Origin of the sequence: Rhodococcus sp. NPDC059968 (assembly GCF_042738615.1) — a bacterium.
Classification (GTDB): domain Bacteria; phylum Actinomycetota; class Actinomycetes; order Mycobacteriales; family Mycobacteriaceae; genus Rhodococcus_F.
This window is the reverse complement of the sequence record NZ_JBHWUE010000039.1, coordinates 1-25,851: the sequence shown is the minus strand read 5'-3', so window position 1 is coordinate 25,851 and position 25,851 is coordinate 1. Positions and strand designations below refer to the sequence as shown.

Sequence of the window (25,851 nt, the reverse complement as noted above, 5' to 3'; positions counted from 1 at the left end):
GATGGCGCAGCAACAGCGGGTGGCGGTGGTGACCGGTGGAGGCCGCGGGATCGGGGTCGCGATCTCCCGTCGGCTGGCGGCCGACGGGTTCGCGGTCGCCGTCAACTACTCGTCCAGCGCGGCGGACGCGCAGGATGTGGTGGACAAGATCGTCGCCGGCGGCGGCCGGGCGGCGGCGATTCGCGCGGACGTGTCCGACGCGGCGCAGGCCGAGGAGTTGATCGCCGAGACCACGGCCGAACTCGGCGCGCCGACGGTGCTGGTGAACAACGCGGGCATGAACATCGCGGGCGCGGCCCGCAAGCAGTCGCCGAGCGACTGGGACCGGGTGATCGGCGTCAACCTCAGCGGCGCCTTCTACTGCACCCACGCCGCGCTGCCCGCGATGTACCACAGCGGCTGGGGCCGCGTCATTTTCGTCAGCAGCCCGTCCGGCGGGCGACGACCGTCCCCGGGCATGAGCGCCTACTCTGCCGCGAAGGCGGGACTGGTCGGCATGACCCGGTCGATGGCGCTCGAGGTGGCGCGCCGCGGCATCACGGTCAACACGGTCATGCCGGGATTCGTCGAGACCGACATCATCAGCTCCGGCGGCGAGAACGCGGTGGAAACCCTCGCCGCCCACTGGCCGCGCATCCCGGCCGAGTCGATTGCGTCGACTGTGTCCTTCCTCGTCAGCGAGGACGGCAGGCACGTGTCCGGGGAGGAGGTCGGCGTATGGCTCGGCGGTCCGGTCGGCATCTGAAGGCAGCTCCGCTGCCCGTGCGCACTTTTGGTAGCCAGGACTACCGGAAGTGCGCACGGGTGCGTCAGCGCCTGTAGTTGGCGGGCCACGCCTTCCCGAGGGTCAGCCCCCCGTCGACGACGAGGTTCTGCCCGGTCACGAATGTTGCGTCGTCGGAGACCAGATAGGCGATGGCGCCGGCGATGTCGTGACCCTCGCCGGCGCGGGGGATCGGCTGGAACGACGCCAGCCCCTGCCGTACCTTGTCGACGCTGGCGTCCAGAGCGCCGCCCTCCAGCCCGGCGCCGTGGCCGACGATGCGGGTGGCGACCCCACCCGGGGTGACGGCGTTGACCCGGACGTGGAATTCCGCGAGTTCGCGTGCGGCGCTGCGGGTCATCTGCAGCACGGCGGCTTTCGCGGCGCCGTACGGGTGCGGGCCGAAGCCGGTGCGCACGCCCGCCACCGACGACACGTTGACGACGGTGCCGAACCCCTGCTCACGCATCACCCGGGCGGCGTGTTTGGTGCCGAGGAAGGCGCTGCGCGCCAGAACGGCGAACGAGGAGTCCCACTCGTCGACGGTGGTGTCGGCGACGTACGTCCAGGCGCCGACCCGCCCGGCGTTGTTGACCATCGCGTCGAGGCGTCCGAAGCGCTCGGTCGCGGTGCGGACCGCCGCCGCGACATCCTCCTCGCGGGTGACGTCGGTGTGCAGATAGACGCCGTGTTCGCCGAGGGTGGCCGCGACCGCCTCGCCGCGTTCGTCGTCGATGTCCGTGACCACCACCCGAGCACCCCGCTCCGCGAGAAGTGTGCAGGTCGCAGCCCCGATTCCGCTCGCACCACCGGTCACCACCGCCACTTTGCCGTGCAGTTCCGTCATTGTGTCGTGTCCTTCCTCGACGTCCGTCCGAACAGTGGATCTTGAGGTATTAACCTAAAGGTATTAGCTTGATATGTCGACGGTGCCAATGCGAAGTGGAGGCCGTCGGAACCAGACGAGGGGAAGGCCCCGGATGTCCGAACTGATACTGACCGAACGGCCGCGGCCGGGCGTTCTGCTGATCCGCCTGAACCGCGCGGACGCCCTGAACGCAATGAACGTCGAACTCGTCGAGGCGCTGCACGCGGTACTCGCCGACGTCCGCCACGACTCCGAGACCCGCGCGATAGTGCTGACCGGGAACGGGCGGGCGTTCTGCGCGGGAATCGACCTGCGCGGCTACGGCACCCCGCCCGGCGCGGCCGACGGCGAGGGCAGGGCGCAGGCGGGCATGCGCGTCCAGCAGCACATCGCATCGCTCGTCGAGGCGTTCCGCGGTGCCAGGCCGCCGGTGATCGCCGCGATCAACGGCGCCGCCGCGGGAGGTGGGATGGCGTTGGCGCTGATGGCGGACGTCCGGCTCATGGCCGACACCGCCGCACTGCATGCGTCGTTCATCAACCGCGGACAGTCCAGCTGCGACATCGGCGTCAGCTGGTTGCTGCCCCGGATGATCGGATTCTCCAGGGCGGCAGAGATTCTCCTCACCGGACGCCCCGTCGACGCCGCCGAGTGCGAGCGCGTCGGCATCGTGTCGTCGGTCGAACCGGCGGAGCGACTGCTGGACGCGGCGCTCGACACCGCCGAGAACATCGCGCGCAACAGCCCGTTCGGCGTGTGGATGACCAAGGAGGTGATGTGGTCCAACCTCGAGGTTCCGAGCCTGCGCGCCGCGATCGACCTGGAGAACCGGACCCAGATCCTCGCCGCCATGACCAAGGACCACCGCGAAGCCGTGCACTCGTTTCTCGAGAAGCGCCCGCCGGTCTATCAGAACCATTGAAGGGCGACAGCTGTGACGAGTCGAGACAAGAATGGGGGGCGACGGTGAAAGTCGGTATCGCCGTGGGATATTGGGAATCCGGACCGCCGCGCAACGTCGAACGTATGCTCGGCGAGGCCGAGGCGCTCGGCGTGGACAGCTTCTGGACGGCGGAGACCTACGGATCGGACGCGCTGACGCCGCTGGCCTGGTGGGGATCGCGCACCTCCACCATCAAGCTCGGAACCGCGGTCTGTCAGATCTCGGCGCGGACGCCGACCGCCCTGGCCATGGCCGCGCAGACGGTCGACCACCTCAGCGGGGGCAGGGTGATCGTCGGTATCGGCGCGTCCGGCCCGCAGGTGGTCGAAGGCTGGTATGGGCAACCCTATCCCCGCCCGCTCGAGCGGACCCGCGAGTACGTCGAGATCATGCGCGCGGTGTGGGCTCGGGAGAAGCCCGTGACCTACGAGGGGCGGCACTATCAGCTCCCCCTCGCCGGTGGCAGCGGCCTGGGCAAGCCGCTGAAGTCGATCGTTCACCCGCTGCGCGAAGACATCCCGGTCTACCTCGGGGCCGAGGGGCCGAAGAACGTGGCGCTGGCGGCGGAGATCGCGGACGGCTGGACCCCGTTGTGGTTCTCACCCAAGAGCGACGAGTTCTACCGCGCCGCGCTGGCCGAGGGGTTCGGCCGGGACGGGGCACGCCGGACGCAGTCGGACTTCGAGATCGCGAACGTGTGCTGGCTGATCGAGAACGACGACGTGGAGAAGGCCGCGGCCAAGATCAAACCCGTCGTCGCACTGTACGCGGGCGGAATGGGCGCGAAAGGCGCCAACTTCCACAACGACGTCTTCACCCGGATGGGCTGGGCCGACGCGTGTGCCGAGATCCAGGAGTTGTACCTGCGCGGACGGCCCGATCTCGCGGCACAGGCTGTTCCGACCGAGATGGTCGAGGACGTCGCGCTGATCGGACCCGCCGACAAGATTTGTGAGGACATCGTGAACCGCTGGAAGCCCACCTGCTTGACCACGCTGATCCTTGGCGGCTGGCCCAGGCCGGAGAATCGGGAACGCATCCTCGAGGCGGTGATGTCGTGACACTCGATCCGCGAACCCCGATCCTCGTCGGCGGCGGACAGATCAACGAGCGGACCGGGGGAGTGGAGCCCGTCGATCTCATCGTCGCGGCGGCCCGCGCCGCCGCCGCCGAAGCGGGATCGTCCCGCCTGCTCGAACTCGTCGATTCGGTCCGGTTGATCGGCATGCTGTCGTGGCGTTATCGCGACCCCGGCGCACTGGTCGGCGAACGCATTGGCGCCGCCGTCCGGCACACCGGCTACACCGGCAGCGGCGGCAGCGGCCCGCAGGTCCTCGTCAACGGGGCAGCCGAGGACATCGCGGCGGGCCGCGCCGACGTGGTCCTCGTCGGCGGCGCCGAGTCGTGGCGGACCCGGATGAAGCTGCGCTCGCAGGGCGTTCGCCCGGAGTGGACCGTGCAGGACGACTCGGTTCCGTCCGCGGAGATCCTCGTTCCCGAGGTTCCGATGGTCTTCGACGGTCAGGCCAGGATCGGCCTCGACCGGCCGGCGTATGTGTACCCCCTGTTCGAACAGGCCCTCCGGATCTCGTCGGGACGCTCGGTGGACGATCACCGTGCGGCGATCGGCGCACTCTGGTCGGGTTTCAGCAAGGTGGCGTCGACGAACCCGTATGCCTGGACCGCCCGTGAATACACGGCCGACGAGATCGTCACGCCGTCCGAGGACAATCGGTGGATCAGCCGGCCGTACACCAAGCTGATGAACTCCAACAACATGGTGGAGCAGGGTGCGGCGCTGCTGCTCTGCTCGGTCGAGGTCGCCACCCGCCTTGGAATTTCGCGCGACCGGTGGGTCTTCCCGCACGCCGGAACCGAGGCGCACGACGCGTACGACATCTCCGAGCGGGATGCGCTCGACCGGTCACCCGCCATCCGGATCGCCGGGGCCCGGGCGCTGGAACTGTCGGGGATCGGTCGGGACGACGTCGCGCACGTGGACGTGTACTCGTGCTTCCCGTCGGCCGTCCAGGTGGCCGCGGCCGAGTTGGGCTTACCGCTCGACGATCCCGGTCGAGCGCTGACGCTGACGGGAGGCCTCACCTTCGCCGGTGGCCCGTGGAACAACTACAGCACCCACGCGATCGCCACGCTGGCCACCCGACTGCGCGCGTCGCCCGGGACGTACGGGCTGATCACGGCGAACGGTGGTTACCTCACCAAGCACGCGTTCGGTGTCTATCGGACCGAGCCGCCGAGCGACGGGTTCCGGCGTCAGGACGTTCAGTCCGAAGTCGATGCGCAACCGACCACCGCAGCGCTCACGAGCTACGACGGGACCGGCTCGATCGAGTCCTGGACCGTGGTGCACGGGCGGGAGGGGGCCCCGGAGCGAGGCTTCGTGGCGGTGCGGACCGGGACCGGTGAACGCACACTGGCCACTACGACGGAAGCGGACGCTCTCGACCGGCTGATCAGCGTCGACGTCGCGCGGGACGAGGTGGCCGTCGCCGCCGACGGGACATTCCGGTTCGCGGACGATTGACTCCGGTGTACCTAACGACATAAGGTATTGGCAATGAGAGCATCCGCCGTGAGGCGTGAGGGCCTCACGGAGAAAAGGAGTTTCGAATGTCTGTCGAAGACTTCCGCGAGCTGTATGAACGGCATGTCGGATACGTGGTGTCCGGAGACATGAAGGCCGCCCTGGCCGACATGGTGCAGGCGAATCTGCCTGCTGTGTTCGACGGCGTCACCGTTCCCCGCGGCGACGTCGACGGATTCGAGATCAAGGACGTCCGGGCCGACGGTGACCGCCGCATCGGCGAGACGGTGTACACGACCCCGAACGGCGTCATCGGCCTGAGATCGATCTGGGAGCGTCACGACGGCCGGTGGCTGGCCGCGGCCCTCGAGAACTTCCCCGCGGACGAAGGGCAGCCCGCATGACGGACGAACCGTGGGGACCGTCCGCCGACGGCCTCGACCAACCGTACTGGGACGGGCTCACCCGAGGTGAGCTGCGACTCCAGCGTTGTGGCACCTGCAAGACCTGGATCTGGGGACCGCAATGGGTCTGCGGGTCCTGCCACACCCTCGACCCGAACTGGGAAGCCGTGACGCCCGTCGGCACCGTGTACAGCTGGTCCCGCAGCTGGTACCCGTTCATCACCGAACTGGCCGACCGGGTCCCGTACGTGACGGTCCTCGTGGAGCTTCCCGAGGCCGGGCACCGCCGGGTGCTCGGAATACTGACCGGCGCCGACACCGACGCCATCCGCATCGGCGACCCGGTCGTCGGGCACATCGAGCACGACGAAGGCGCGACCTGGCCGCTGCTGCGCTGGCGTCGATCCACAGAAGGAGCGCAGGCATGAGTGCACTCACCATGCGCGGGGCGGCCGCCGTAGTCGGCGTGTCCGAACTGCATTACCGCCGCGGCGAGGCCCCGGCGGGCGAACTGAGGATGGCCCTCGAGGCGATCCTCGCCGCGTGCTCCGACGCGGGCATCTCGCCGCGCGAGCTCGACGGATTCGTGTCCTACGCGGGCGGCGGCCACGACGGTGCGGTCATCGGCGGCGCGCTGAGGGTCGACGACGTCCGGTGGTCGAACATGATGTGGGGCGGTGGCGGCGGAACGGTCGCCGCCGCGATCAACAATGCCGCTGTCGCGATCGCCGCAGGGCAGGCCGACTGCGTCGTCGTCTATCGCGCCATGGCGCAGGCGGACACCGGACGTCTCGGATACGCGAAGTACCACTACGGTCCGCACTTCCTCGCGCACGGCGTCGGCTCGCCCGCCCAGGTATGTGCGTTGCGGACACAACGACTGCTCGAGCACGACGGAGTGCCACGGGAGACGATGCGTGCCCTGGTACTCGCGGCGTACCGGCACGCCCAGAACAATCCGACCGCACAGGGCTACGGCAAGCCGCTCGACGAGGCGACGTACGAGTCGTCCCGCCTGATCACCGAACCGTTCCACCTGTACGACTGCTCGCGGGAGAGCGACGGAGCCGTCGCGGTGGTGCTGGTCTCCGCCGACAGGGCGAAGTCGCTGCGACCGGATCCCGCCTATGTCCTCGCGGGCGCCCAGGGGGCCCCCGGCGGTTACTCCTCGATCATCGACAACGACGACCAGTACGCCACAGCGGGATTCGCGGGCACCGCGGGCCGGCCCGGCGTCGCGGACCGGCTGTGGGCCGCCGCCGGTCTCGGACCCGACGACGTGGACGTCGTCCAGGTGTACGAGAACTTCAGCGGGCCCGCCGTCGCGGCCCTCATCGACCACGGCCTGGCGCCGTCCGGTCCCGCCGCCGGCGAGGTCCTCACCGTCGACAATCTCACCGCGGGCGTGGGCAAGCTCCCCGTGAACACGAGCGGTGGCAACATCGCCGACTCGTTCGTCAACGGAATGGGCCTCGCGGTCGAGGCGGTGCGGCAGATCCGGGGAACCTCGACCAATCCCGTGGCACACGCCAAGACGTCACTGTTCATCGGAGGTCCGATGGCGCCGCTCGTCAGCTCGACGCTCTTCGCCCACGAAGACGTGCTGTAGCACCACCGACTCTGTGAGAAGGATCGACATGGACAACATGACTGTGGACCGCGACGCGCTGTTCATCGGTGGCCGTTGGGTCGCCCCGCAGGAGGGTGCGACGGTCGACGTCGTCGAAGCTGCCACGGAGAAGGTGCTCGGACGTTCGGCCGTCGCCTCGGCCGCCGACATCGACACCGCCGTCTCCGCCGCACGCGACGCACTCCGCGGACCATGGGGCGAACTCGACAACCGCGCTCGCGCAGACGTTCTCGACGCTTTCGCGTCCGCCCTGAAGAAGCGCGGTCGCGACACCGCGACCCTGGTGAGCCGCGAGAACGGTATGCCGATCTCACTGTCCGCCGGGGTCAACGGTTTCGGGCCCGCCGCCATGATCCGCTACTACGCCGCGCTCGTCCGCGACGCGGCGTCCGAGGACGTCCGTCCCAGCGCATTCGGCGGGCGCACGGTGGTCCGGCGGGAGCCGGTGGGGGTCGTCGCCGCGATCACCCCGTGGAACTACCCGCAACCCCTCGCCGCGATGAAGATCGCGCCCGCGCTCGCGGCCGGTTGCACCGTGGTGCTCAAGGCCGCCCCCGAAACCGCGCTCGACGCGTTCGCGTTCGCGGATGCCGCCGAGGAGGCCGGTCTGCCTCCCGGCGTCCTGAACATCGTGCCCGCGGGCCGCGAGGCGAGCGCCTACCTGGTGCAGCACCCGGGGGTCGACAAGGTCGCGTTCACCGGTTCGACGGCGGCGGGACGAGCGATCGGCGAGGTGTGTGGCAGGCTGCTGCGCCCCGTCACTCTCGAACTCGGCGGAAAGTCCGCTGCGATCGTGGGTGCCGACGCCGACCTGTCCGTCTTCGCCGCGAACCTCGCCGAGGTCTCGCTGGTGAACAACGGTCAGACGTGTCATGCCAGCACCCGGATCCTCGCCCCTCGAGCACGATACGACGAGGTCGTCGAGGCGGTCACCGAGACCGTCCGGGGCCTCGCCGTGGGGGATCCACTCGACAAGACCACCGCGATCGGTCCGCTGGTCAGCTCTGCCCAGCGCGAGCGCGTGCTCGGCTATATCGAGGACGGGCGCAGTGCGGGCTACCGCACGACTACCGGCGGGGGCGTACCAGCTTCGCAACCCCTCGGCTGGTTCGTCGAACCGACCGTGTTCGTGGACGTGGACAATTCCGCCCGCATCGCCCAGGAGGAGATCTTCGGGCCCGTTCTGGCGATCACCCCCTACGAGGACGAGGACGAGGCCGTCGCGATCGCCAACGACTCCGAATACGGCCTGGGCGGTACGGTCTGGACCACCGACGAGGACCGCGGCCTCGCACTGGCCGCCCGCATCCACAGCGGGACCGTCGGTGTCAACCATTACGCCCTCGACCTCGATGCACCGTTTGGCGGAGTCAAGTCCTCCGGTCTCGGACGCGAACTCGGGCCGGAGGGCCTGCACCCGTACTTCGCCACGAAGTCCGTCTACTTCGGAACACGCTGAACAAAAACGCTATTCATCGACTATCAGACATGATCGAACGGAGCAGACGATGACGCTACCGCTGACCGGTGTCCGCGTTCTCGACCTCACCGACGGCCTCGGCGAATCGTGTGGCCGGTACCTCGCCGACCTCGGTGCGCAGGTGACGAAGGTGGAAGGTCCGGGCGGCGCCCGCTCACGTCGTGCGGAGCCCGTGGTGGACGGTGTCAGCATCCCGTTTGCGCTCCGCAACGCGAACAAGCGGGGCATCGTCGTGGACGTCGACGATGCCGCCGGCCGGGACCGGCTCCGGCGACTCGCGGCGGAATCCGACATCCTGATCGAATCGCACGCTCCGGGACTGCTGAGTGCGCGGGGAGTCGGTACGGCCGAACTCTCCGCTCTCGCACCGGCACTGGTGTGCGTGTCGGTCACCCCGTTCGGGCAGACCGGACCGTACCGGGACTGGGCGGCCACGGAGCAGGTGCTGTTTGCGCTCAGTGGTGTGCTGTCCCGCTCGGGCGCTCCGGGAGCCGAACCCCTGCTTCCTCCGACAGGTCTGGTGGAGGAAACCGTGGGGATGCACGCCGCCTGGTCGGCGCTGCTCGCCTACTACGATCGGATCCGCACCGGGCGCGGCCAAGTGGTGGATCTGTCCGCCTTCGAAGCGCTCGTCCACGGCTTCGATCCCGGTTTCGGGACGCAGGGTTCCGCGGCCGCGGGACGCTCCGACGACTTTCCCCGCGGGCGACCGGACGCGTCGAACTTCTACCCGGTGTTCCCGTGCGCCGACGGACACGTGCGGATCTGCCTGCTGGCCAAGCGGCAGTGGCGGGGAATGTTCACATGGCTTGGCGAGCCCGAAGAATTCGCCGATCCGAAGTACGACACGATTCCGGCCCGGTTCGCCGCCGCCGACACCCTGCACCCCCTCATCGAGGTGCTCTTCGCGACCCGCACCCGAGATCAACTCGTCGCGGAGGGTGCGGCCAGGGGAGTGCCGGTCGGCGGCGTCCTCTCGCTCGGGGAAGTGCTGACCACCGAGCACTTCGACGTGGCCGGTGCGCTCGCGGACGTGGAGATCGCCGATGGGGTGCACGCGCGGGTTCCGACGGGGTACGTGTCGGTCGACGGCGCACGCCTCGGAATCAGGACCCCAGCGCCCGCGGTCGGGGAGCATGACAGCTCGCCGGAGGCGAAGTGGGAGACCCACACCGGCGAGCCTTCCGGGACGGCGCAGCCCGGCTCGCGGCCCCTCGAAGGTCTTCGCGTCCTCGACCTGGGCGTGATCGTCTTCGGTGCCGAACTGAGCCGCCAGTTCGCGGACTACGGGGCCGATGTCATCAAGGTCGAGAACGCCAAGTTCCCCGACGGGCTGCGCCAGTCGAAGCGCGGCGCCGCGCTGGCCGCCTCCGTGGCCTGGGGGCACCGTAACAAGCGCAGCCTGGGTCTGGATCTGCGCAGCCGGGAGGGCGGGGAGCTGTTCCGTCGCCTCGTCGTCGAGGCCGACGTGGTTCTGGCCAATTTCAAGCCCGGCACACTCGCGTCGATGGGACTCTCGTACGACGAGCTCGCCGCACTCAATCCCCGCATCATCGTGTCCGAGAGCAGCGCGTTCGGCAGTGCCGGACCGTGGAACAACCGGCTCGGGTACGGCCCCCTGGTTCGCGCGGCGTGCGGTGTGTCCGCGCTGTGGAGGTACCCCGGGAACGAGGAACTGCTCTGCGACGGCTCGACTGTCTACCCCGACCACATCGCGGCCCACGTCACGGCGATCGCGGTGCTCGCGGCGCTGATCCAGCGCACGCGCACGGGCAAGGGGGCGGCGCTCGAGGTGGCGCAGGCGGACACCGCGCTCGTCCAGCTCGGCGCTCAACTCGTGACCGAATCGCTGCGCCCCGGCACCGTCTCCGCACCCGGCAACTCCGATGCCTTCGCGGCGCCCTCCGGAGTCTTCGCCTGTGCAGGTGACGACGAATGGTGCGTCGTGTCGGTGAGAGACGACGACGACTGGGCTCGATTGTGCGCCGCGATCGGCAGGCCCGAACTGGCGGATGCTCCGGCGTTCCGCACACGGGCCGAGCGGATCAGGAACCGAGTCGACGTCGACGACGTTCTCGAGGAATGGTTGCGGACGCGGTCTCCCGCGCAGGCCGTCGCGGAGCTGCAGTCGGCGGGCGTTCCGGCCGGGATGATGCTTCGCCTTCCCGAACTGCTCACCGATCCGCACCTGGCGGCCAGGGTGGCCTACACTGCCACGCACCACGACCTGCTCCCCAAGGCGTTGCCCACCGCGGCCCGCGTCGCGCGATTCTCGACCATCCCCGATCCGCCGCTGCGGCAGGCGCCGGTTGCCGGGCAGCACACCCGCGAGATCTGTGAGGAGCTGCTGGGCATGACGCCCGACGAGGTGGATCATCTTGTGGCGGAAGGAATCCTGCAACCGCCCGCCGCCGCTCGGCGGCTGATCGGGGTGGCAGCATCTACCGCGACTGCTGCGAGGTGACAAGACCCGCACAGTTCATTTCGGATCCTGCCGGTGTCAACGTGAACCAGGCGATGCAGAATTGTCCGGAATCCGTTGAGCTGCTACATGATCGAGATCATTGACCAGGGTTCGGGTCGATATCGAAAGACTCGAGGGTAAAGCGTAGACAAACCTAATGGGTATTGGTTAACGTGGCATCCGTCACAACCATTCTCGAACTCTTCGAGACCGCACGACACGGAGTGTGTGCATGACAACCAGCCCATCCACCACCGCAGACGGTACAACTACGGCCGGTGCCAACTCGGCGGGCGACTCTAAACGAGCCAGCCGCGCCGCCTTCGTCGGAACTCTGCTCGAATACTACGACTTCAGCCTCTACGCCTCGGCCGCGTCGGTGGTATTCGGGAGCGTGTTCTTCTCCGGTGCGAGCCCGTTCCTCGCCACGCTGCAGGCGGTCGGGACATTCGCCGTCGGCTTCCTCGTCCGGCCGATCGGCGGCGTCATCCTCGGCAGCCTCGGTGACCGGATCGGGCGGAAAAAGATTCTCGTCTTCACCCTCGTCATGATGGGGGCCGCGACGATGCTCGTGGGCCTGCTGCCCGGCTACGAGCAGATCGGCTGGCTGGCACCGGCGTTCCTCGTGCTGCTGCGGATCCTTCAGGGCATCGGCGCCAGCGCCGAGTACGGAGGCGCCACGCTGGTGGCGGTGGAGTTCGCGCCGCAGCGTCGACGGGGACTTCTCGGATCGTTGCCAGGCGCGGGAGCGTCCATCGGTGGCGTCCTCGGCACCAGCGCCCTGTTGGGGGTGTCGGCTGCGCTCCCCGAAGAAGCGTTCATGTCGTGGGGGTGGCGCCTGCCCTTCCTGCTCAGCGGGCTGATTCTGCTGTATGGTCTGTCGCTGCGCGCCCGGCTGCCCGAGACCCCGGCATTCCGCCACATCGAGGAGTCGAACGGCAAGACCACCTCGCCCGTGCTCGACGTCATCCGCAGGCAACCCCGCGCCATCCTGTCCGTACTCGTGATGGTGTTCGGGCAGGCCGGGCTCGGCTACTTCTATCTCGTCTTCATGCTGACGTTCGGCAAGAACCAACTGGGCATGGGGCAGACTGACATCCTGGTCGGCCTGGTGCTCGCGCAACTCGCTTGTGCGGCATTCATTCCCGTTTTCGGGATGCTGTCCGACCGGGTGGGCAGGCGACCGGTCATCATCTCGGGTTTCGTGTTCTCCGCGCTCCTCGCGTTCCCGGCGTTCTGGTTGGTGGGGAACGCCAATGGCTCTGCCGCGTTCTGGCTGGTTCTGGTCCTCGGGAACGGTGTCGGTGTCGCGGCCATCTTCGGTCCGATGGGGGCGTACGTCACCGAACTCTTCGAGACCCGTCATGCCTTCAGCGGCCTGGGGCTGGGTCGTGAACTCGGGAACGCTCTCGGCGCCGCGCTCGTGCCGGTCCTCGCGGTGCAACTCGCGTTCAACGACGGCGGCAGCACCGCGGCGCTGAGCATTCTGCTGGTGGGGATTTCGGTGGCTGGTGTCGCCGCCGCATGGTTCTCGGTGTCGCGGGCGCACCGGGCACGCGACGGCGCGGAGCAGAACGATGCGTCCGAAGCTCTGAACTAGGAACTACGGATCTGCGTACGCGTGGGAGGTGGGCCGAGGAAAGTCTCGGTCCACCTCGCTGCGCGTGGTCACTGCGCGTGGATCGATGGTTCAGGCAGTGGCGCAACCGCATGGCAGGTGGGGGAGACGGCCGTCGTCGGATCGAGGATGTTCCGGGCGATACGGAGCGTGATGTCGGTCGTAGACCCGTTCATCCCCGGCGGAACGCATCGGGGTGTTGGATCGAATAGGCCACCGTACCTACGAAGTGTAGATTCTGACCGGGAGTGAGTGGGTGAGAACAGCGAGAAGGGGTGCGGTCGGGAATCCCCGGCCGCACCCCTTCCCTTGTCTGAAATCGTTCAGGCCTTCATCAGATCTCGATGGATGATTTCCTTCATGATCTCGTTGGTGCCGCCGTAGATCCGCTGGATCCTGGCGTCGATGTATGCCTTGGCGACGGGGTACTCCATCATGTAGCCGTAGCCACCGTGGAACTGCACTCCGGCATCGATCACGCGGCCCTGTAGTTCCGTGGCCCAGAGCTTCGCCTTCGCCGCGTCCACGGCGGTGAGGGTACCCGCATTGTGTTCACGTACGCACCGGTCGATGTACGCGCGGGACACCTCGACGGCTGTCTGCAGGTCGGCGAGCGTGAAGCCGAGACCTTGGAACTCCCCGACCCGCTTGCCGAACGCGGTGCGTTCCTTGACGTAGTCGAGCGTCCATCCGAGTACTGCCTCGGCGGACACCTGTGCGGCGATACCGATGCCCAGTCGTTCCAAGGGAAGGCTCTGCATCAGATATGCGAAGCCGGAGCCGACCTCACCGAGCAGATTCTCCTTCGGGATGCGGACATCCTCGAAGAACAACTCGGCAGTGTCCTGGGCGTGCAGACCGAGCTTGTCCAGCTTGCGACCGCGGGCGAATCCCGGCGTGCCGTCCTCGACGACGAAGAGGCTGAAGCCGCGGGAGCCGGCCGCGGAATCGGTTTTTGCGAACACGATCACCAGGTCGGCGAGGATTCCGCTGGTGATGAACGTCTTGGACCCGTTGATCACCCAGGTGTCGCCGTCGGCGACGGCAGTGGTCTGGATGGCGCGCAGGTCGCTGCCCGCGGCAGGCTCACTCATCGCGATCGCACCGATGGTCTCGCCGGTGACGAATCCCGGCAACCAGCGTCGGCGCTGCTCTTCGTTTGCGTGACGGAGCAGGTAGTTCAGGACGATGTCGTCGTTCGTGGAGAACCCGGACTGCAGGGCCGACGCGCCGACGCGGGCAATCTCCTGCTGGATCACGAAGCGGAAGCGGTAGTCGAGTTCGCCGGGGCCGCCGTACGCCTCGGGGACGGGCAGTCCGAGCAGGCCCTGGCGACCCGCTGCCAGCCAGGTCTCGCGATCGATCAGGCGATCCGCGTCCCATTTCTCGAGGTGGGGAACCACGTGCTTGTCGACGAATCCCCGGACAGATTCGCGGAACAGTTCGTGGTCCCGGTCGAAGAGATCGCTCTGCATGCTTTCCTCCTGCGGCGGGGCGCCCGCCGGGCGCCCCGCTCGTCATATGTTGTCAGTTCGTTGCCAGCAGTTTCTGGGTTTCGCGACGGAACACCTGATTGGCGACCTCGTTCTGGCCCAGCACCATCCGTCCGGCGTTGGCGCTCGTCATGCCGTGCTGGGAGTCCCGCAGGAGCGGGAAGTCCTCTGCGTGGAGAACTGCGAGGAGAATCTCCCAGTTCTTGTTCCACAGGCGAGTCCACCTTTCCTCGGTCATTTCGGTGTCCGCGACCGGCGGCACGATCAAGCGCATCTCCATGCGGCAGCGCTGCGGATCGGTGGGGTGCGGACGGAAGGTGAGGAGCTGGAAGTGATCCGGCTGCCGCAGCAGGGTGCTGTTGGGGAGCAGGAAGTGGGTTTCCGTGATGTCCTTGGCCAGGCTCCGGTCGCCGGGATCTTCCTCGATCCACCGATCGATCGACTTGCGTGGGGCAATGAAACGGCAGTGCCTGCCGAAGTCCTCGAATGCCATCACGTTGGTGTGGATGTGCTTGGCTGCGGTATTGGGGTGAGCGTACTGGATGTGGTATCCGTCGAGGAAGGCGTCCTGCATGATCTTCCAGTTCACCGGCTCGTCGAATCCCTCGGACTGGAACGCGATCTTGGAACCGAGGTCGTAACCGGCGAGGATCGTATCCATCTCCTCGCCGAGCCAGCCCGCCACGTCGATCTCGGCGTTCGCCTCGTCCACGACCCAGATGAAACCGTGGCGCTCCTCGGTCGGCAATTCCACGAGGCCCATGTTCGTGGTGTCGGTTTCCCCGAAGGTGTTGTCGCGGGTGATCGTCCGCAGGGTGCCGTCCGTGTCGTACGACCACCGGTGGTAGGGGCACGAGAAGAGGCGGCAGCGGCCCTTCTCCTCCTTCTCGAGGAGGGCCCCGCGGTGCCGGCACAGGTTGACGAACGTCTTGACTCCGCCATCGCGCTGGCGGACCACGATGATGTTGTTCCGCGGCATCTGCAGGGTGAAGAAGTCGCCGGAGCGGGGGATCTCGGAGCCGTGCGCAACGATCGAGGGAACACGTCCGAAGATGAGATCGCGTTCCTGCTTGGCCACGGCCGGATCGGTGAACTCTTCCGGCCGGAACCAGGTGATGTGGTCGAATTCGTCCGTCGTGTCGTTGCGCAGGTGATCCAGGGCCCGGCGAATGCGTTCCTCGCGGGGTGCTCCGACCTCGGTCATTGCGTTTCCTCCAGTGTCGTGCGGAGTCGATGGGCCGGCGTTGTCGCCGCTACCCGCCACCGTCTCCGAATGCGGTGTGGATCGACCTCGTAAATCTAACCTACATAGATTTATGTGTAAACCCTCGCAGGTCCGGCCGTTGCGGGTTTTATCAATGAACATTAGGTTTAGGTGACACCGTCCGATGAGGAGTGATACGGATGATTTCCTGTCAATGGTGCGAGGAACTCGCCGACGACGACCGCGACGAAGTTCTCGCTCTGGTGGCCGCGGCCGCGGATTATGACGACGAGGCGGGATTCTCGCGGATCGAACCGCGTGAGGTCACGGCTCATTCGCGGAACGGGTTGCGGGTATCGCATCTTGCCGTGAAGGCGCGTAGGGGTTTGAGTGCTCTCGAGGATGTGCCGCTCGTGATCGTGGCATACCTCCACGTCGCTGTGGACGACGACGGTCTCGGTACGGTCCAATTCGTCGTGCACCCCGACTATCGATCGCGGGGGATTGCGACCTTGCTCGTCGAGGAACTGGGCCTCGACGTGGACCGGACCGACGGCTGGATGGGTACCGGCGCGCGCGCGGTGCGCACCTGGGCGTTCGGCACGCATCCGGCGGCCGAACGCCTGACGCGCAGGTTCGGGATCCCGTCGGTCAGCCGGCTGTGGACCTTGTTCCGCAGCCTGACCGGTCCCTTCGCGGTTCCGCTCGATCCGGTGACCGTCCCGGAAGGGTCCCGGCTGGAGGAGCTGCGCGTGCTGGACGACCCCGAGTCGGAGAAGGCCCTCGACGCCGTGCTGAGTCGCTCGGGTATGCCGTCGGCTCAGCTGGAAAAGCTCTCGGAAAGCCGCTCCTACGGTACCGGTTCGGTGATTGTCGCGTCCGGGGACGCCGGCCGGTCCCACGGGTTCGTCTGGTTGGATCCGGCGCTGCACACGCACCTCGACCTGCGGGCGGCGTGGATCCGGGCACTGGTTCTGGAGAAGGAGTCGCGTGGCGGTGGCGTGGGTGCCGGCCTGCTCGTGCGAGCGCTCGAGGTGTTGCGCGACGCGGGTGCCCAGATCGCCTTGATGAGAATCGATCCCGAGGACGACGGAGCCGTCCGCCTCTGCCGGTTGCTGTCGTTCGAGCAGGAGGAGGCGCACACGTGTTACCAGGTCGGCGACTGGCACGAGCCTCCCGGCTACCTCTGAGGCATGAGACGTATGACGATATTTGTTCCACTGTTGACGAACGCCGAATGCCGCGCTAGTGTCCTGTGACGCGGCTCACAAACGATGTCCGTGACGAGGGCGTCCCGCCGACGGACCTCGAACCCAAGGCTCACATCCAGTGCCCAAGCCCCGCGCCTACCGCGCGACATTTCGGCACACTCCACCGACATCTCACGAACTCATCAGCACGAGAGGACACGTCATGGCACGACTCGAGGGAAAGGTCGCATTCGTCACCGGTGCGGCTCGCGGACAAGGGCGTTCGCATGCAGTGCGACTGGCGGAGGAGGGCGCCTCGGTCATCGCGATGGACATCTGTGAGCAGATCGACTCGGTGTTCTATCCGATGGCCACCACCGACGACCTCGCCGAGACCGAACGTCTGGTCAAGGAGGCCGGCGGCTCCATCGTCACGTCGGTGGGCGACGTCAGGAACCGGGCGGACGTCCAGCGTGCGTACGACGCCGGGATCGAACAGTTCGGGCACGTCGACGTCGTCCTGCCCAACGCCGGCATCATGCCCGTCATCGGACCCGGTGATCAGCCGCAGGCGTGGCACGACGCTATCGACGTGATGCTCACCGGTGTGTGGCACGTCCTCGAGGTGACCGTGCCCGGGCTGATCGAGCGAGGTCGGGGTGGGTCGATCGTCATCACCAGCTCCGCCGCGGGCCTGACCAGCATCGGGCTGAACACCTTCCCCGGTCAGGCCGGTTACTCGGCGGCCAAGCACGGCGTCGTCGGTCTGATGCGTCTGTACTCGAAGCAGCTTGCCAAGCACAGCATTCGAGTCAACACCGTGCATCCCACCGGTGTGAACACCCCGATGGTGGCCAATGCCGAATACGGCGAGTTCGTGAATTCGCACCCCGAGGTCGCGAATGACGAATCGTACAAGAATCCGATGCCGGTCGAGCTGATCGAGGCCGTCGACATCAGCAACGCCATCGTGTTCCTCGCCTCCGACGAGGCGCGGTACGTCACGGGCGTGACCCTGCCGGTCGATGCCGGTTACAACAATCGCTGAGCGAAGGAGTTTCCGACCATGACGACAACAGAATCAGCGGCCGCAGCGCCGCCGAAGATCGCCGATCGCGAGCAGGTATTCGTGGGCGGCCGATGGGTGGAGTCGACTGGAGACGAGTGGATCGATCTCGTCGACCCATGGACCGAGAAACGCGCAGCGCGAATCCGCAGCGCCACTGCGGAAGACGTCGAACGAGCCGTGCAGGCAGCCCGCGCGTCGTTCGATTCCGGCGTGTGGGCGTCGCGCACGATGGCCGAGCGCGCCGACGTCCTCGACGAGATCGCGAACCGGCTCGAGCGCCGGGTCGAGGAGTTGACCCCGCTCGGGGTCATCGAGGTCGGCATCCCCGTGGCCGTCAGCGGCCCGACCCAGCAGATGACCGCCGGGTTGTTCCGCGCTGTCGCCGCGGTGGCCCGAGACTTCTCCACCCGTGAGGACCGGACCCGGGCCGACGGCGGGATCTCGCGGATCCTCAAGGAGCCGACCGGTGTCGTCGCGGCCATCATTCCGTGGAACGGGCCGATCGGGACAATTGCGTTCAAGGTTGCCCCGGCCCTCGCCGCCGGGTGCTCGGTGATCCTCAAGACGGCACCGGAGGCCCCGCTGTCGCCGTCCGTATTCGCCGACATCCTCGGGGAACTGACGGCGGAAGGTGTGCTCCCCGAGGGTGTTGTCAGCGTTCTCTGCGCCGATCGCGACGTGTCCGAAACCCTGGTCACGAATCCCGCCGTCGATCACATCACCTTCACCGGAAGCACTCTCGCGGGACGGCGCATCATGTCACTCGCCGGTGAGCGGATCGCGCGGGTGTCCCTCGAACTCGGTGGCAAGTCGGCGGCGATCATCCTCGACGACGCCGATCTGGGGCATGTCATGCAGTCTCTCCCCATCGGTGGCTGCATGCAGAGCGGTCAGGCCTGTATCGCGCTGACGCGTGTTCTCGTGTCCCGCAAGCGCCACGACGAGGTGATCGAGGCGTTCAAGGGTGCGCTGAGCTTCCTCCCGATGGGAAATCCGTGGGAGCCGACGACATTCCTCGGTCCGCTCGCCATGGAGCGGCAACGTGACCGCGTCGAAAGCTACATCGCCTCGGCCGAGGAGGAGGGCGCGACGATCGTGCTCGGCGGTGGTCGCCCCGCCGGGGTCGAGCACGGCTTCTTCGTCGAACCGACTCTGATCGACGGCGTGCGGAACGACATGCGAGTCGCACAGGAGGAGATCTTCGGGCCTGTCATCTCCGTGATCACGTATGAGGACGAGGAAGAGGCGATCGCTATCGCCAACGATTCGATCTACGGGCTGTCCGGTGCGGTGTACACCGCCGATCTCGACCACGGTTTCGAGGTGGCGCAGCGCATCCGGACCGGAACGATCAGCGTGAACGCCGCCATCATCGACTTCACGCTGCCGTTCGGCGGCTACAAGCAGTCCGGCGTCGGACGCGAAGGCGGGATCGAGGGCCTCGAGGAGTTCTTCGAGACCAAGACGGTCCACCTTCCGTCGACCGGGTAGCAGGCCGGTGATGCAGAGATGACGAAGGGCCCCTGGAAGTATCGTCCAGGGGCCCTTCGGTCATCGACGGTGACGATTCAAGCCGAGCGTTCCTGGGGTGCGTGTCCGGCGCCCGCGTCGTTCCGCATCACGCCGTGGAGGAAGCTGCGGATCATCTCCTCGAACAAGCGCTTCGACGAGAGTTCGTTGGCGGCGAGCGCTTCGGCGAGGAGGGGTTGGGACTCCGGATCTACGTTCGGGAAGATCGTGGCGCGGGTACTCGGCTTGCGCATCGCCTCCGTGAGGACCGCGCCGACCGACAGCGTCTCCATCCCGTCCAGGATCTGGACGTGGAGATGCGTCGGCACTCCGGAGTCCAGGAGGAATCGGGCCGTGTCCTCGTACGTGCCGATCAGGATGTCCCGTGGCAGATACTGCAGAAGGATCGGCGCCGCGTTGCGATGCCGCAGAATTGCCTGACGGAAATTCATGCTCAACGCCACGAAGAACTCCGGCCAGTCGGGACCTGGCTTGCGGCGGGGACGGACAACGGAGGCGCCGGCGATGTGGCGTGCCACCGCGGAGAGGATTTCGCTCTTGTCCGCGAAGTGGTGGTACAACGACGGCGCCTGTACTCCGAGGTGCTTGGCCAGTCGCGGCAGACTGAATGCCTCGAGCCCTTCGGAATCGATGATCTCGATGGACGCCTGCACCGCAGCTGCACGGCTGATCAGGGGCTTCGATGGTCGGGGCATATCAGGCTTTCCGGTGGGGGTGTTCGCTCGAGTGGTTATTTGGCATGGTGAGGTGAATCGTAGCGGGTCGTGGTCACCTTATGGGTGTAGGCGACCTCCTTGTCGAGGAAATCGAGCAGACCACCGCTGAGCAGGTCGTTGTCGTCGCCGCTGACCATGTGCCCGGCGCCTCCGACATCGATGTGACGGGCCCTGGGGATCAGTTCCAGCAGGTCACGTGCGCCGTCTGCGCTGACGACGTCGGACTGAGCGCCCCGGATCAGGAGGGTCGGGACGGTCACCGCGCGTGCCGCGGCACGCGCCCGTGCCTCCCGGGCCGCGGCCTCGTCGAGGCTGTTCCCCCGATAGGTGATCATCCGTGGGTCCCAGTGCCAGTACCAGCGTCCGTCGCGGTTGCGAAGGTTCTTGCGGAGTCCCTCGATGCGCGGCGGACGACGGCGGTGCGGGTTGTAGGCGACGACGGCGTCGAGAGCGTCGTCGAGCGTGTCGAAACCGGTGAGACCGCTCTCCATGAACGCTGTGATCTTGGCGAGTCCGCCGGGTTCGGCGCGGGGAGTGATGTCCACCAGGACCAGCGCGCGACCGATGCCGTGGTCGCCCTGCGCGAGCAAAGACGCCATTCCGCCCATGGACGCGCCGACCAGTACCGGCGGCTCGTCGAGACCGGCGACGACGGCGGCGAGATCTCGCGCGTGGGCATCGCTTCCGTAGTCGCCGTCCTCGGCCCACTCGCTCTCGCCGTGACCGCGGGCATCGATCGCGAGTGCGCACCAGCCGTTTTCGGCGAGACGAATTCCGGTGCGCTGCCACGAATGGCGGGTCTGCCCACCGCCGTGGAGAAGTAGGACGATCCCCTTCCCGGCGGAGGTCGGCTCCCACCGGTCTGCGGTGAGCAGGACTCCGTCGCCTCGGAGTTCGGTGCGAAGCGTGGTGATCGGCATGATGTTGTCGCCTTTCATCGGTCAGTGGCCGGAGGTTCCGCCGTCGACGGCCAGCGTCGAACCGGTGATGTAGCCCGAGGCGCGGCTGGCGAGGAAGACCACCGCCGCGTCGAGTTCGCGCTGGGTGGCGGTCCGTCCGAGTGAACAGTCGTGGAGGAAGGCCGCGAGTGTCTCGGCCGACATCTCGCCGATCATGTCGGTGTCGACGAATCCCGGTGCGATCGCGTTGACCCGGATGCCCTTCCGTCTCGACCACTGGTTCGACAGATCCCTGGTCAAACCGATGAGCCCGGCCTTGCTCGACGAGTACGCGGCCTGCGGGAGCACGGACTTCACCAGGCCGAGCATGCTGGTGATGTTGATGATGCTGGAACCGGGCCCCATGACGCGGGCGCAGGCCTGCGCGGCCCAGTAGGCGCCGAAGAGGTTCACATCGAGCACTGCCCGGTAGTCCTCGGGCCGCTCGCGGGTGGCGGGTGCGGCATGGGTGACGCCGGCGTTGTTCACCAGAATGTCGAGCTTGCCGAACCTGTCGATCGCGGCCTGTGCGAGCGCGTCGCAGTGCTGTGGGTCGGTCACATCAGTGGGGATCACCAGGCAGTCGCGACCGCGTTCGGTCACCGATCGGGCGACCGTGTCGAGTCGGTCGCGCCGTCGTGCGGCGATGACGACATCCGCGCCCGCCTCCGCGAGAGCGCACGCGAAACCCGCGCCGAGGCCGCTGCCCGCGCCGGTGACGACGGCCACGGAGTCGGTCAGGCTGAACAGGTCGAGCACCGATTCGGTTGCCGGCAGGTTCATGAGTGAGGTCTCCCATCTGAATTCTAATAGGTATAGGTTTATCGCAGGTGTCGCCGTGGGGCAACATCTCCGGTCGGCGTCTTGCGCGGCATTAACCTAATTGCATAAGATTTAAGGGCAAGCGGAGCCGAGTGGAACGAGAAGTGTGAATGACCAGCAATGCGAACCAGGAACGGCGCCAGATGCAGGTTGCCGGTAAGGACACGCTTGCCGACGGCGTCGTGCAACTCACGCTGGTCGACCACGAGGGTGCCGCGGCCCCGGCCTGGACGCCGGGTTCGCACATCGATCTGATCCTCGACGACACGACCACCCGCCAGTACTCGCTGTGCGGGGATCCCGGTGACACGATGTCACTGACCGTGGCCGTGCTCCGTGAGGCCGACGGTCGAGGTGGCTCGATCCGCGTCCACGACAAGCTCGAATCCGGTGATCTCGTCGCCGTGGGTGGCCCCCGAAACCACTTCGCGCTCGTCGACGCCGACTCGTACCTGTTCGTGGCGGGCGGGATCGGCATCACGCCCCTGCTCCCCATGGCGCGGGAAGTGGACGCGAAGGGAACGCCGTGGCGCCTGCTCTACGGCGGACGGACCCGCGCGAGCATGGCGTTCGCCGAAGAACTCGCGGCGGGACACCCGGATCGGGTGCTCATCCGGCCGCAGGACGAGCACGGCCACCTCGATCTCGCCACGGCCCTCGACGAGGTCGAGCCCGGAACCGTCGTGTACTGCTGTGGGCCGGAACCGTTGTTGCAGGCCATCGAATCGGCGTGCCGGGAACGTCCACACGTCACACTTCACGTCGAGCGTTTCGCGCCGAAGGAGCTTCTGGCAATTGGCGACAACGGCGCATTCGAAGTCGAACTCGGCCGATCGGGGCGAACGGTGCAGGTCGCCGCGGACGAGACGGTTCTCGACGCCGTCCTCCGGGAAGGCGTCGACGCCGACTTCTCCTGCCGGGAGGGTACCTGCGGAACGTGCGAGGTCGCGGTGCTCGGCGGCACCCCCGATCACCGAGACTCCGTTCTCAGCGAAGACGAGCAGGCGGAGAACGACGCCATGATGATCTGCGTGTCCCGCAGTTGCACACCCAAGCTGATCCTGGATCTGTGACAGATGGCGACGAAGGGCGCCGAGGCGGCCACCGTCACGCACCCGGCTCGACGCCCCGTGAAGCGCAATCGGGTGCTGGTGCCGGCGCTGTGCTTCGTCGTCATGACCACGGCGGTGATACAGACGGCGGTCGTGCCGCTGCTCCCCGCCATGGCGTCGCAACTCGGCGTCGATTCGGCCGCCGTGGGCTGGGTGGTCACGGCGAACCTGCTCGCCGCGGCGGTGTGCACGCCGGTCCTGGGCCGGCTCGCCGATCGGCGCGGTCCGCGCCCGGTTCTGCTGGGGACGCTCGTCCTGGTACTCCTCGGCTCGGTGCTGTGCACCGTCACCGACCACCTTCCGTTCCTCGTCCTCGGCCGAATCCTCCAAGGGGTGTCGTTCGCGCTGTTTCCGATCGGCGTCGCCGTGCTGCGAGGTCGCCTCGACCCGCGCCGGCTCCTGAACGCCATCGGGTTGATGTCGGGGATCCTGGCGGTGGGCGGGGGAGTCGGCATGGTCGCCGCCGGCGTGATGCACACCGAGGGTGCGGACTTCCGGCGGGTGTTCGCGCTGCTCGTCGCACTGAACCTCGCCGCCCTGGTCGTTGCCTGGGTGACTGTTCCTCGCGGCGGGGCGGCGCAGTCCCGGGACGGCGTCGACGTGGCCGGCGTCGGACTGATGGCTGTGGGGCTCTCCGCGCTTCTTATCGCCCTCGCCGAAGGCGGCCGGTGGGGGTGGGCCTCGCCGCAGACGATCGGTGTCGCGGCAGTGGGGGTGGTCGTCTCGGCGGGCTGGTACCTACACGAGCGACGGACCAGGGCACCCCTCGTCCCGCCGCCGCTGCTGTCCGGTCGGCGCGTCGCGGGCACTCACCTTGCGGCATTTCTCGTCGGAATGGCCATGTACATCCAGTTTCTGGGCTCGGCGCAGTTCGTCCAGGCCTCGCGGGCCGCCGTTGGATACGGCTTCGACGCGTCGGTGCTGCGTACCAGCCTCGTCGTGCTGCTCCCCGGTTCGGTGGTGGGTGTGGTCGCGGCATCGGCGAGCGGCCGATTCGTTCACCGCTACCGCGCCGACCGCGTGCTCATCGCGGCCTGCGGGATCGGGGTGGCCGGATTCGTGATGCTGGCACTGGCCCACACCCGACTGTGGCAGGTGATCGTGGCGCTCGTCGTGATAAACGTCTTCGTGAGTGCGTCCTGTGCGGTGCTGCCTGCGCTGCTCGTCGACACCGTGCCTTCCGAATTCACCGGGGTCACCAACGGCATCAACGCGATTGCGCGGACCTTCGGCAGTTCGCTCGCCAGCGCCCTGGTGGCGACGCTGCTCGCGTCCGTGACCGTCGCCGGCACGGATCTGGCGTCCGAGCGGGCTTTCGTGATCGCGTTCTGGGTCGGCGGAGCGGCGGCGGGAGCCGCCGGACTGGTAATCGCTTGTGCGGAACACTTTTGGAGAAGTTCTGCCGATCGGGGTATCCGATTCGGGACAGTATCAGTTAATCTATAGATCATAGGTTTGGAGCGGTGGCGCGAGGCGTGCCGTGACATCGATGTCGCCAGGCGGCGACGGCGGAAGGTTGAGTGGAGATGGCTGCGACAATCGGGTCGGCATTGCACTGGTGGGCGGCAACGAAGGGCGACCAGCGGGCGATCATCGTCGACGACGACGCGCTCACGTACCGGGAATTGCAGGACTGGTCGAGCCGAATCGCTCGCCGGGTCGTCGAGGCCGGGATCGAGCCGGGGGATCGAGTCGGAGTCCTCGGCCCGAACTCGATCGAGTGGCCGGCCATCGCCCTCGGTGTTCTCAAAGCGGGTGCAGTCCTCGTACCGCTGAATCCCCGGCTCAAGCCGGCAGAACTGCGCAAGGTGATCGACGACGCGGGCGCCCGGCTGGTGCTTGCGCCCGCCGAGTTCGGCGACTCGGTCGCCGCGACACACGTCCTGGGCGCGGCGTTCGATGCGCTGCCCTTCGACGAATTCTCCGCCCTGCGCCGGGGCGGCGTCGACGACTTCCGGATCGACGTCGGGCCCGACGAACCGACAGCGCTGTTGTTCACCAGCGGTTCGACGGGGCTCTCCAAGGGCGTGATCTGCACCAATCGCACTTTGCTGAACATCGTCTTCGAGGCGTCACTGACAGAGGACGGGCTGCGACCCGGGGCGACCACACTGCTGGTACTACCGCTTGTTTTCACACCCGGCCTCGTGTGGGGTCTCCTCATGACCACCGTGCTCGGCGGGACCATCATCATCGAACGCGAACTGAAACCCGGACGTGCCGCGGCATTGCTGAGCGAGCACCGGGTCCAGGCCCTCTTCGGTGTCCCCCTGATCTTCGACGCCATCTCCCGTGCACCCGAATTCGACGACGCCGACCTCGGATCGTTGCGCACGGCGATCGTCGGTGGCGCCGCCGTCGCGCCCGCACTGCTGCAGAGGTGGGCAGACAAGGGGGTCGCGCTCCGTCAGATCTATGGAATGACGGAGGCCGGGGGAGTCGCGACCGCCACTCTCGTGAGTGAGGCCTTCGACCACCCCGGGACGTGCGGAAACGGCTCCATCTTCACCGAGATGAAAGTTGTCCGCCCGGACGGAACCGAGGCCGACCCCGGCGAGGAAGGCGAAATTCTCCTCAGCGGCCCGGGCGTCACGCCCGGCTACTGGAACGACGAGGAGTCCACCGCGGCCGCGTTGCGGGACGGCTGGCTGCACAGCGGCGACCTGGGAACCCGTGACAGCGAGGGGCGCCTGCAGTTCGTCGACCGGCTCAAGGACCTCATCATCACGGGAGGAATCAACATCTCACCCGTGGAACTGGAGCGCGTGATCGGTGAGATCGACGGAGTCGAGGAAGTCGCGGTGATCGCCGCGAAGGACCCGCGGTTCGGCGAGACACCCGCCGCGATCGTGACGGTGACCGGTGACGTCGACGAAGCCGCCATCGTCGAGCACTGCGACCGACTCGTCGCCGACTACAAGGTGCCCCGATACGTCGTGATCCGGAACGAACCACTGCCGCGCCTCCCTAGCGGGAGTTTCCTGGATAAGTTGATCATGGAGGGTGTTATGGCTGGTCAACTGTGGTGCGGGTGGCGGATTGGTGTATGACCTAAGTCGTGG

22 protein-coding genes are annotated in these 25,851 nt (G+C 67.3%); 16 read left to right on the top strand and 6 right to left on the bottom strand.

The features are described from left to right. Window position 1: 1 nt before the first annotated feature. Window positions 2-745, top strand: a complete 744-nt coding sequence (locus ACFWAY_RS27565; protein ID WP_378457788.1) for an SDR family oxidoreductase — start codon at window positions 2-4, stop codon at window positions 743-745. A gap of 64 nt (window positions 746-809) precedes the next feature. Here the strand turns inward: ACFWAY_RS27565 and ACFWAY_RS27560 are convergent, their stop codons facing one another. After that, a complete protein-coding gene (locus ACFWAY_RS27560) occupies window positions 810-1,610 on the bottom strand; it encodes a glucose 1-dehydrogenase (RefSeq protein WP_378457789.1) in 801 nt (266 codons plus the stop codon). 133 nt (window positions 1,611-1,743) lie between these two features. On the opposite strand from ACFWAY_RS27560, the gene ACFWAY_RS27555 reads away from it, so the two are divergent. The 9 genes from ACFWAY_RS27555 to ACFWAY_RS27515 all read left to right on the top strand — a co-directional run bounded on the left by ACFWAY_RS27555 (window position 1,744) and on the right by ACFWAY_RS27515 (window position 12,697). After that, window positions 1,744-2,553, top strand: a complete 810-nt coding sequence (locus tag ACFWAY_RS27555) for an enoyl-CoA hydratase/isomerase family protein (protein ID WP_378457790.1) — start codon at window positions 1,744-1,746, stop codon at window positions 2,551-2,553. A gap of 44 nt (window positions 2,554-2,597) precedes the next feature. Beyond that, the gene (locus ACFWAY_RS27550; protein WP_378457791.1) at window positions 2,598-3,635 is read left to right on the top strand and encodes an LLM class F420-dependent oxidoreductase; all 1,038 of its coding nucleotides are present in this window, start codon (window positions 2,598-2,600) and stop codon (window positions 3,633-3,635) included. After that, window positions 3,632-5,119 carry an acetyl-CoA acetyltransferase gene (locus ACFWAY_RS27545; RefSeq protein ID WP_378512877.1) on the top strand — a complete coding sequence of 496 codons (1,488 nt, stop codon included), beginning with the start codon at window positions 3,632-3,634 and terminating at the stop codon, window positions 5,117-5,119. Before ACFWAY_RS27550 ends, ACFWAY_RS27545 begins: the two co-directional genes overlap by 4 nt. 86 nt (window positions 5,120-5,205) lie before the next feature. Beyond that, a complete protein-coding gene (locus ACFWAY_RS27540; RefSeq protein WP_378457793.1) occupies window positions 5,206-5,523 on the top strand; it encodes a hypothetical protein in 318 nt (105 codons plus the stop codon). Continuing rightward, window positions 5,520-5,951, top strand: coding sequence for a Zn-ribbon domain-containing OB-fold protein (locus ACFWAY_RS27535; RefSeq protein WP_378457794.1), 432 nt, complete (start codon window positions 5,520-5,522; stop codon window positions 5,949-5,951). The genes ACFWAY_RS27540 and ACFWAY_RS27535 overlap by 4 nt, the downstream gene beginning before the upstream one ends. Continuing rightward, window positions 5,948-7,132, top strand: a complete 1,185-nt coding sequence (locus ACFWAY_RS27530) for a transporter (protein WP_378457795.1) — start codon at window positions 5,948-5,950, stop codon at window positions 7,130-7,132. Before ACFWAY_RS27535 ends, ACFWAY_RS27530 begins: the two co-directional genes overlap by 4 nt. 28 nt (window positions 7,133-7,160) lie before the next feature. Further along, window positions 7,161-8,612: an aldehyde dehydrogenase gene (locus ACFWAY_RS27525; protein WP_378512876.1), complete on the top strand. Its 1,452-nt coding sequence runs from the start codon at window positions 7,161-7,163 to the stop codon at window positions 8,610-8,612. A gap of 49 nt (window positions 8,613-8,661) precedes the next feature. Continuing rightward, on the top strand, window positions 8,662-11,097 hold the full coding sequence (locus tag ACFWAY_RS27520; RefSeq protein ID WP_378512875.1) for a CaiB/BaiF CoA transferase family protein: 2,436 nt from the start codon (window positions 8,662-8,664) through the stop codon (window positions 11,095-11,097). A gap of 232 nt (window positions 11,098-11,329) precedes the next feature. Beyond that, the gene (locus tag ACFWAY_RS27515; protein ID WP_378512874.1) at window positions 11,330-12,697 is read left to right on the top strand and encodes an MFS transporter; all 1,368 of its coding nucleotides are present in this window, start codon (window positions 11,330-11,332) and stop codon (window positions 12,695-12,697) included. Between the two features lie 341 nt (window positions 12,698-13,038). Here ACFWAY_RS27515 and ACFWAY_RS27510 read toward each other — a convergent pair whose 3' ends face one another. Both ACFWAY_RS27510 and ACFWAY_RS27505 read right to left on the bottom strand, forming a co-directional pair. Beyond that, a complete protein-coding gene (locus ACFWAY_RS27510; RefSeq protein WP_378512873.1) occupies window positions 13,039-14,190 on the bottom strand; it encodes an acyl-CoA dehydrogenase family protein in 1,152 nt (383 codons plus the stop codon). A 52-nt stretch (window positions 14,191-14,242) separates the two neighbouring features. Further along, a complete protein-coding gene (locus ACFWAY_RS27505; protein ID WP_378458346.1) occupies window positions 14,243-15,412 on the bottom strand; it encodes an SRPBCC family protein in 1,170 nt (389 codons plus the stop codon). 200 nt (window positions 15,413-15,612) lie between these two features. Here ACFWAY_RS27505 and ACFWAY_RS27500 point away from each other — a divergent pair, with 200 nt between their 5' ends. The 3 genes from ACFWAY_RS27500 to ACFWAY_RS27490 all read left to right on the top strand — a co-directional run bounded on the left by ACFWAY_RS27500 (window position 15,613) and on the right by ACFWAY_RS27490 (window position 19,162). Further along, on the top strand, window positions 15,613-16,602 hold the full coding sequence (locus tag ACFWAY_RS27500; protein WP_378458347.1) for a GNAT family N-acetyltransferase: 990 nt from the start codon (window positions 15,613-15,615) through the stop codon (window positions 16,600-16,602). A gap of 223 nt (window positions 16,603-16,825) precedes the next feature. Then, entirely contained in the window at window positions 16,826-17,650 is an 825-nt protein-coding gene (locus ACFWAY_RS27495; protein WP_378458348.1) for a mycofactocin-coupled SDR family oxidoreductase, read from the top strand. Between the two features lie 18 nt (window positions 17,651-17,668). Next, entirely contained in the window at window positions 17,669-19,162 is a 1,494-nt protein-coding gene (locus ACFWAY_RS27490) for an aldehyde dehydrogenase (RefSeq protein ID WP_378512872.1), read from the top strand. Window positions 19,163-19,239: 77 nt separating this feature from the next. On the opposite strand, the gene ACFWAY_RS27485 is transcribed toward ACFWAY_RS27490, so the two are convergent. The 3 genes from ACFWAY_RS27485 to ACFWAY_RS27475 are packed head-to-tail and all read right to left on the bottom strand — an operon-like array spanning window position 19,240 to window position 21,638. Then, complete coding sequence (locus ACFWAY_RS27485; protein WP_378512871.1) at window positions 19,240-19,896, bottom strand: TetR family transcriptional regulator; 657 nt, start codon at window positions 19,894-19,896, stop codon at window positions 19,240-19,242. Between the two features lie 35 nt (window positions 19,897-19,931). After that, window positions 19,932-20,837, bottom strand: a complete 906-nt coding sequence (locus ACFWAY_RS27480) for an alpha/beta fold hydrolase (protein ID WP_378512870.1) — start codon at window positions 20,835-20,837, stop codon at window positions 19,932-19,934. Between the two features lie 21 nt (window positions 20,838-20,858). After that, entirely contained in the window at window positions 20,859-21,638 is a 780-nt protein-coding gene (locus ACFWAY_RS27475; protein WP_378512869.1) for an SDR family NAD(P)-dependent oxidoreductase, read from the bottom strand. Window positions 21,639-21,787: 149 nt separating this feature from the next. Here ACFWAY_RS27475 and ACFWAY_RS27470 point away from each other — a divergent pair, with 149 nt between their 5' ends. The 3 genes from ACFWAY_RS27470 (at window position 21,788) to ACFWAY_RS27460 (ending at window position 25,839) form a co-directional block, all read left to right on the top strand. Beyond that, complete coding sequence (locus ACFWAY_RS27470; protein WP_378512868.1) at window positions 21,788-22,750, top strand: PDR/VanB family oxidoreductase; 963 nt, start codon at window positions 21,788-21,790, stop codon at window positions 22,748-22,750. 3 nt (window positions 22,751-22,753) lie between these two features. Next, the gene (locus tag ACFWAY_RS27465) at window positions 22,754-24,235 is read left to right on the top strand and encodes an MFS transporter (RefSeq protein ID WP_378512867.1); all 1,482 of its coding nucleotides are present in this window, start codon (window positions 22,754-22,756) and stop codon (window positions 24,233-24,235) included. An 80-nt stretch (window positions 24,236-24,315) separates the two neighbouring features. Further along, window positions 24,316-25,839, top strand: a complete 1,524-nt coding sequence (locus ACFWAY_RS27460; protein ID WP_378512866.1) for a class I adenylate-forming enzyme family protein — start codon at window positions 24,316-24,318, stop codon at window positions 25,837-25,839. The last annotated feature ends 12 nt before the right edge of the window (window positions 25,840-25,851 follow it).

Bases quoted from the DNA above. Each gene is read 5' to 3' on its own strand.
- ACFWAY_RS27565 (WP_378457788.1), top strand. From the start codon at position 2: ATGGCGCAGCAACAGCGGGTGGCGGTGGTGACCGGTGGAGGCCGCGGG.
- ACFWAY_RS27560 (WP_378457789.1), bottom strand. From the start codon at position 1,610: ATGACGGAACTGCACGGCAAAGTGGCGGTGGTGACCGGTGGTGCGAGC.
- ACFWAY_RS27555 (WP_378457790.1), top strand. From the start codon at position 1,744: ATGTCCGAACTGATACTGACCGAACGGCCGCGGCCGGGCGTTCTGCTG.
- ACFWAY_RS27540 (WP_378457793.1), top strand. From the start codon at position 5,206: ATGTCTGTCGAAGACTTCCGCGAGCTGTATGAACGGCATGTCGGATAC.
- ACFWAY_RS27535 (WP_378457794.1), top strand. From the start codon at position 5,520: ATGACGGACGAACCGTGGGGACCGTCCGCCGACGGCCTCGACCAACCG.
- ACFWAY_RS27530 (WP_378457795.1), top strand. From the start codon at position 5,948: ATGAGTGCACTCACCATGCGCGGGGCGGCCGCCGTAGTCGGCGTGTCC.
- ACFWAY_RS27525 (WP_378512876.1), top strand. From the start codon at position 7,161: ATGGACAACATGACTGTGGACCGCGACGCGCTGTTCATCGGTGGCCGT.
- ACFWAY_RS27520 (WP_378512875.1), top strand. From the start codon at position 8,662: ATGACGCTACCGCTGACCGGTGTCCGCGTTCTCGACCTCACCGACGGC.
- ACFWAY_RS27515 (WP_378512874.1), top strand. From the start codon at position 11,330: ATGACAACCAGCCCATCCACCACCGCAGACGGTACAACTACGGCCGGT.
- ACFWAY_RS27510 (WP_378512873.1), bottom strand. From the start codon at position 14,190: ATGCAGAGCGATCTCTTCGACCGGGACCACGAACTGTTCCGCGAATCT.
- ACFWAY_RS27505 (WP_378458346.1), bottom strand. From the start codon at position 15,412: ATGACCGAGGTCGGAGCACCCCGCGAGGAACGCATTCGCCGGGCCCTG.
- ACFWAY_RS27500 (WP_378458347.1), top strand. From the start codon at position 15,613: ATGATTTCCTGTCAATGGTGCGAGGAACTCGCCGACGACGACCGCGAC.
- ACFWAY_RS27495 (WP_378458348.1), top strand. From the start codon at position 16,826: ATGGCACGACTCGAGGGAAAGGTCGCATTCGTCACCGGTGCGGCTCGC.
- ACFWAY_RS27490 (WP_378512872.1), top strand. From the start codon at position 17,669: ATGACGACAACAGAATCAGCGGCCGCAGCGCCGCCGAAGATCGCCGAT.
- ACFWAY_RS27485 (WP_378512871.1), bottom strand. From the start codon at position 19,896: ATGCCCCGACCATCGAAGCCCCTGATCAGCCGTGCAGCTGCGGTGCAG.
- ACFWAY_RS27480 (WP_378512870.1), bottom strand. From the start codon at position 20,837: ATGCCGATCACCACGCTTCGCACCGAACTCCGAGGCGACGGAGTCCTG.
- ACFWAY_RS27475 (WP_378512869.1), bottom strand. From the start codon at position 21,638: ATGAACCTGCCGGCAACCGAATCGGTGCTCGACCTGTTCAGCCTGACC.
- ACFWAY_RS27470 (WP_378512868.1), top strand. From the start codon at position 21,788: ATGACCAGCAATGCGAACCAGGAACGGCGCCAGATGCAGGTTGCCGGT.
- ACFWAY_RS27465 (WP_378512867.1), top strand. From the start codon at position 22,754: ATGGCGACGAAGGGCGCCGAGGCGGCCACCGTCACGCACCCGGCTCGA.
- ACFWAY_RS27460 (WP_378512866.1), top strand. From the start codon at position 24,316: ATGGCTGCGACAATCGGGTCGGCATTGCACTGGTGGGCGGCAACGAAG.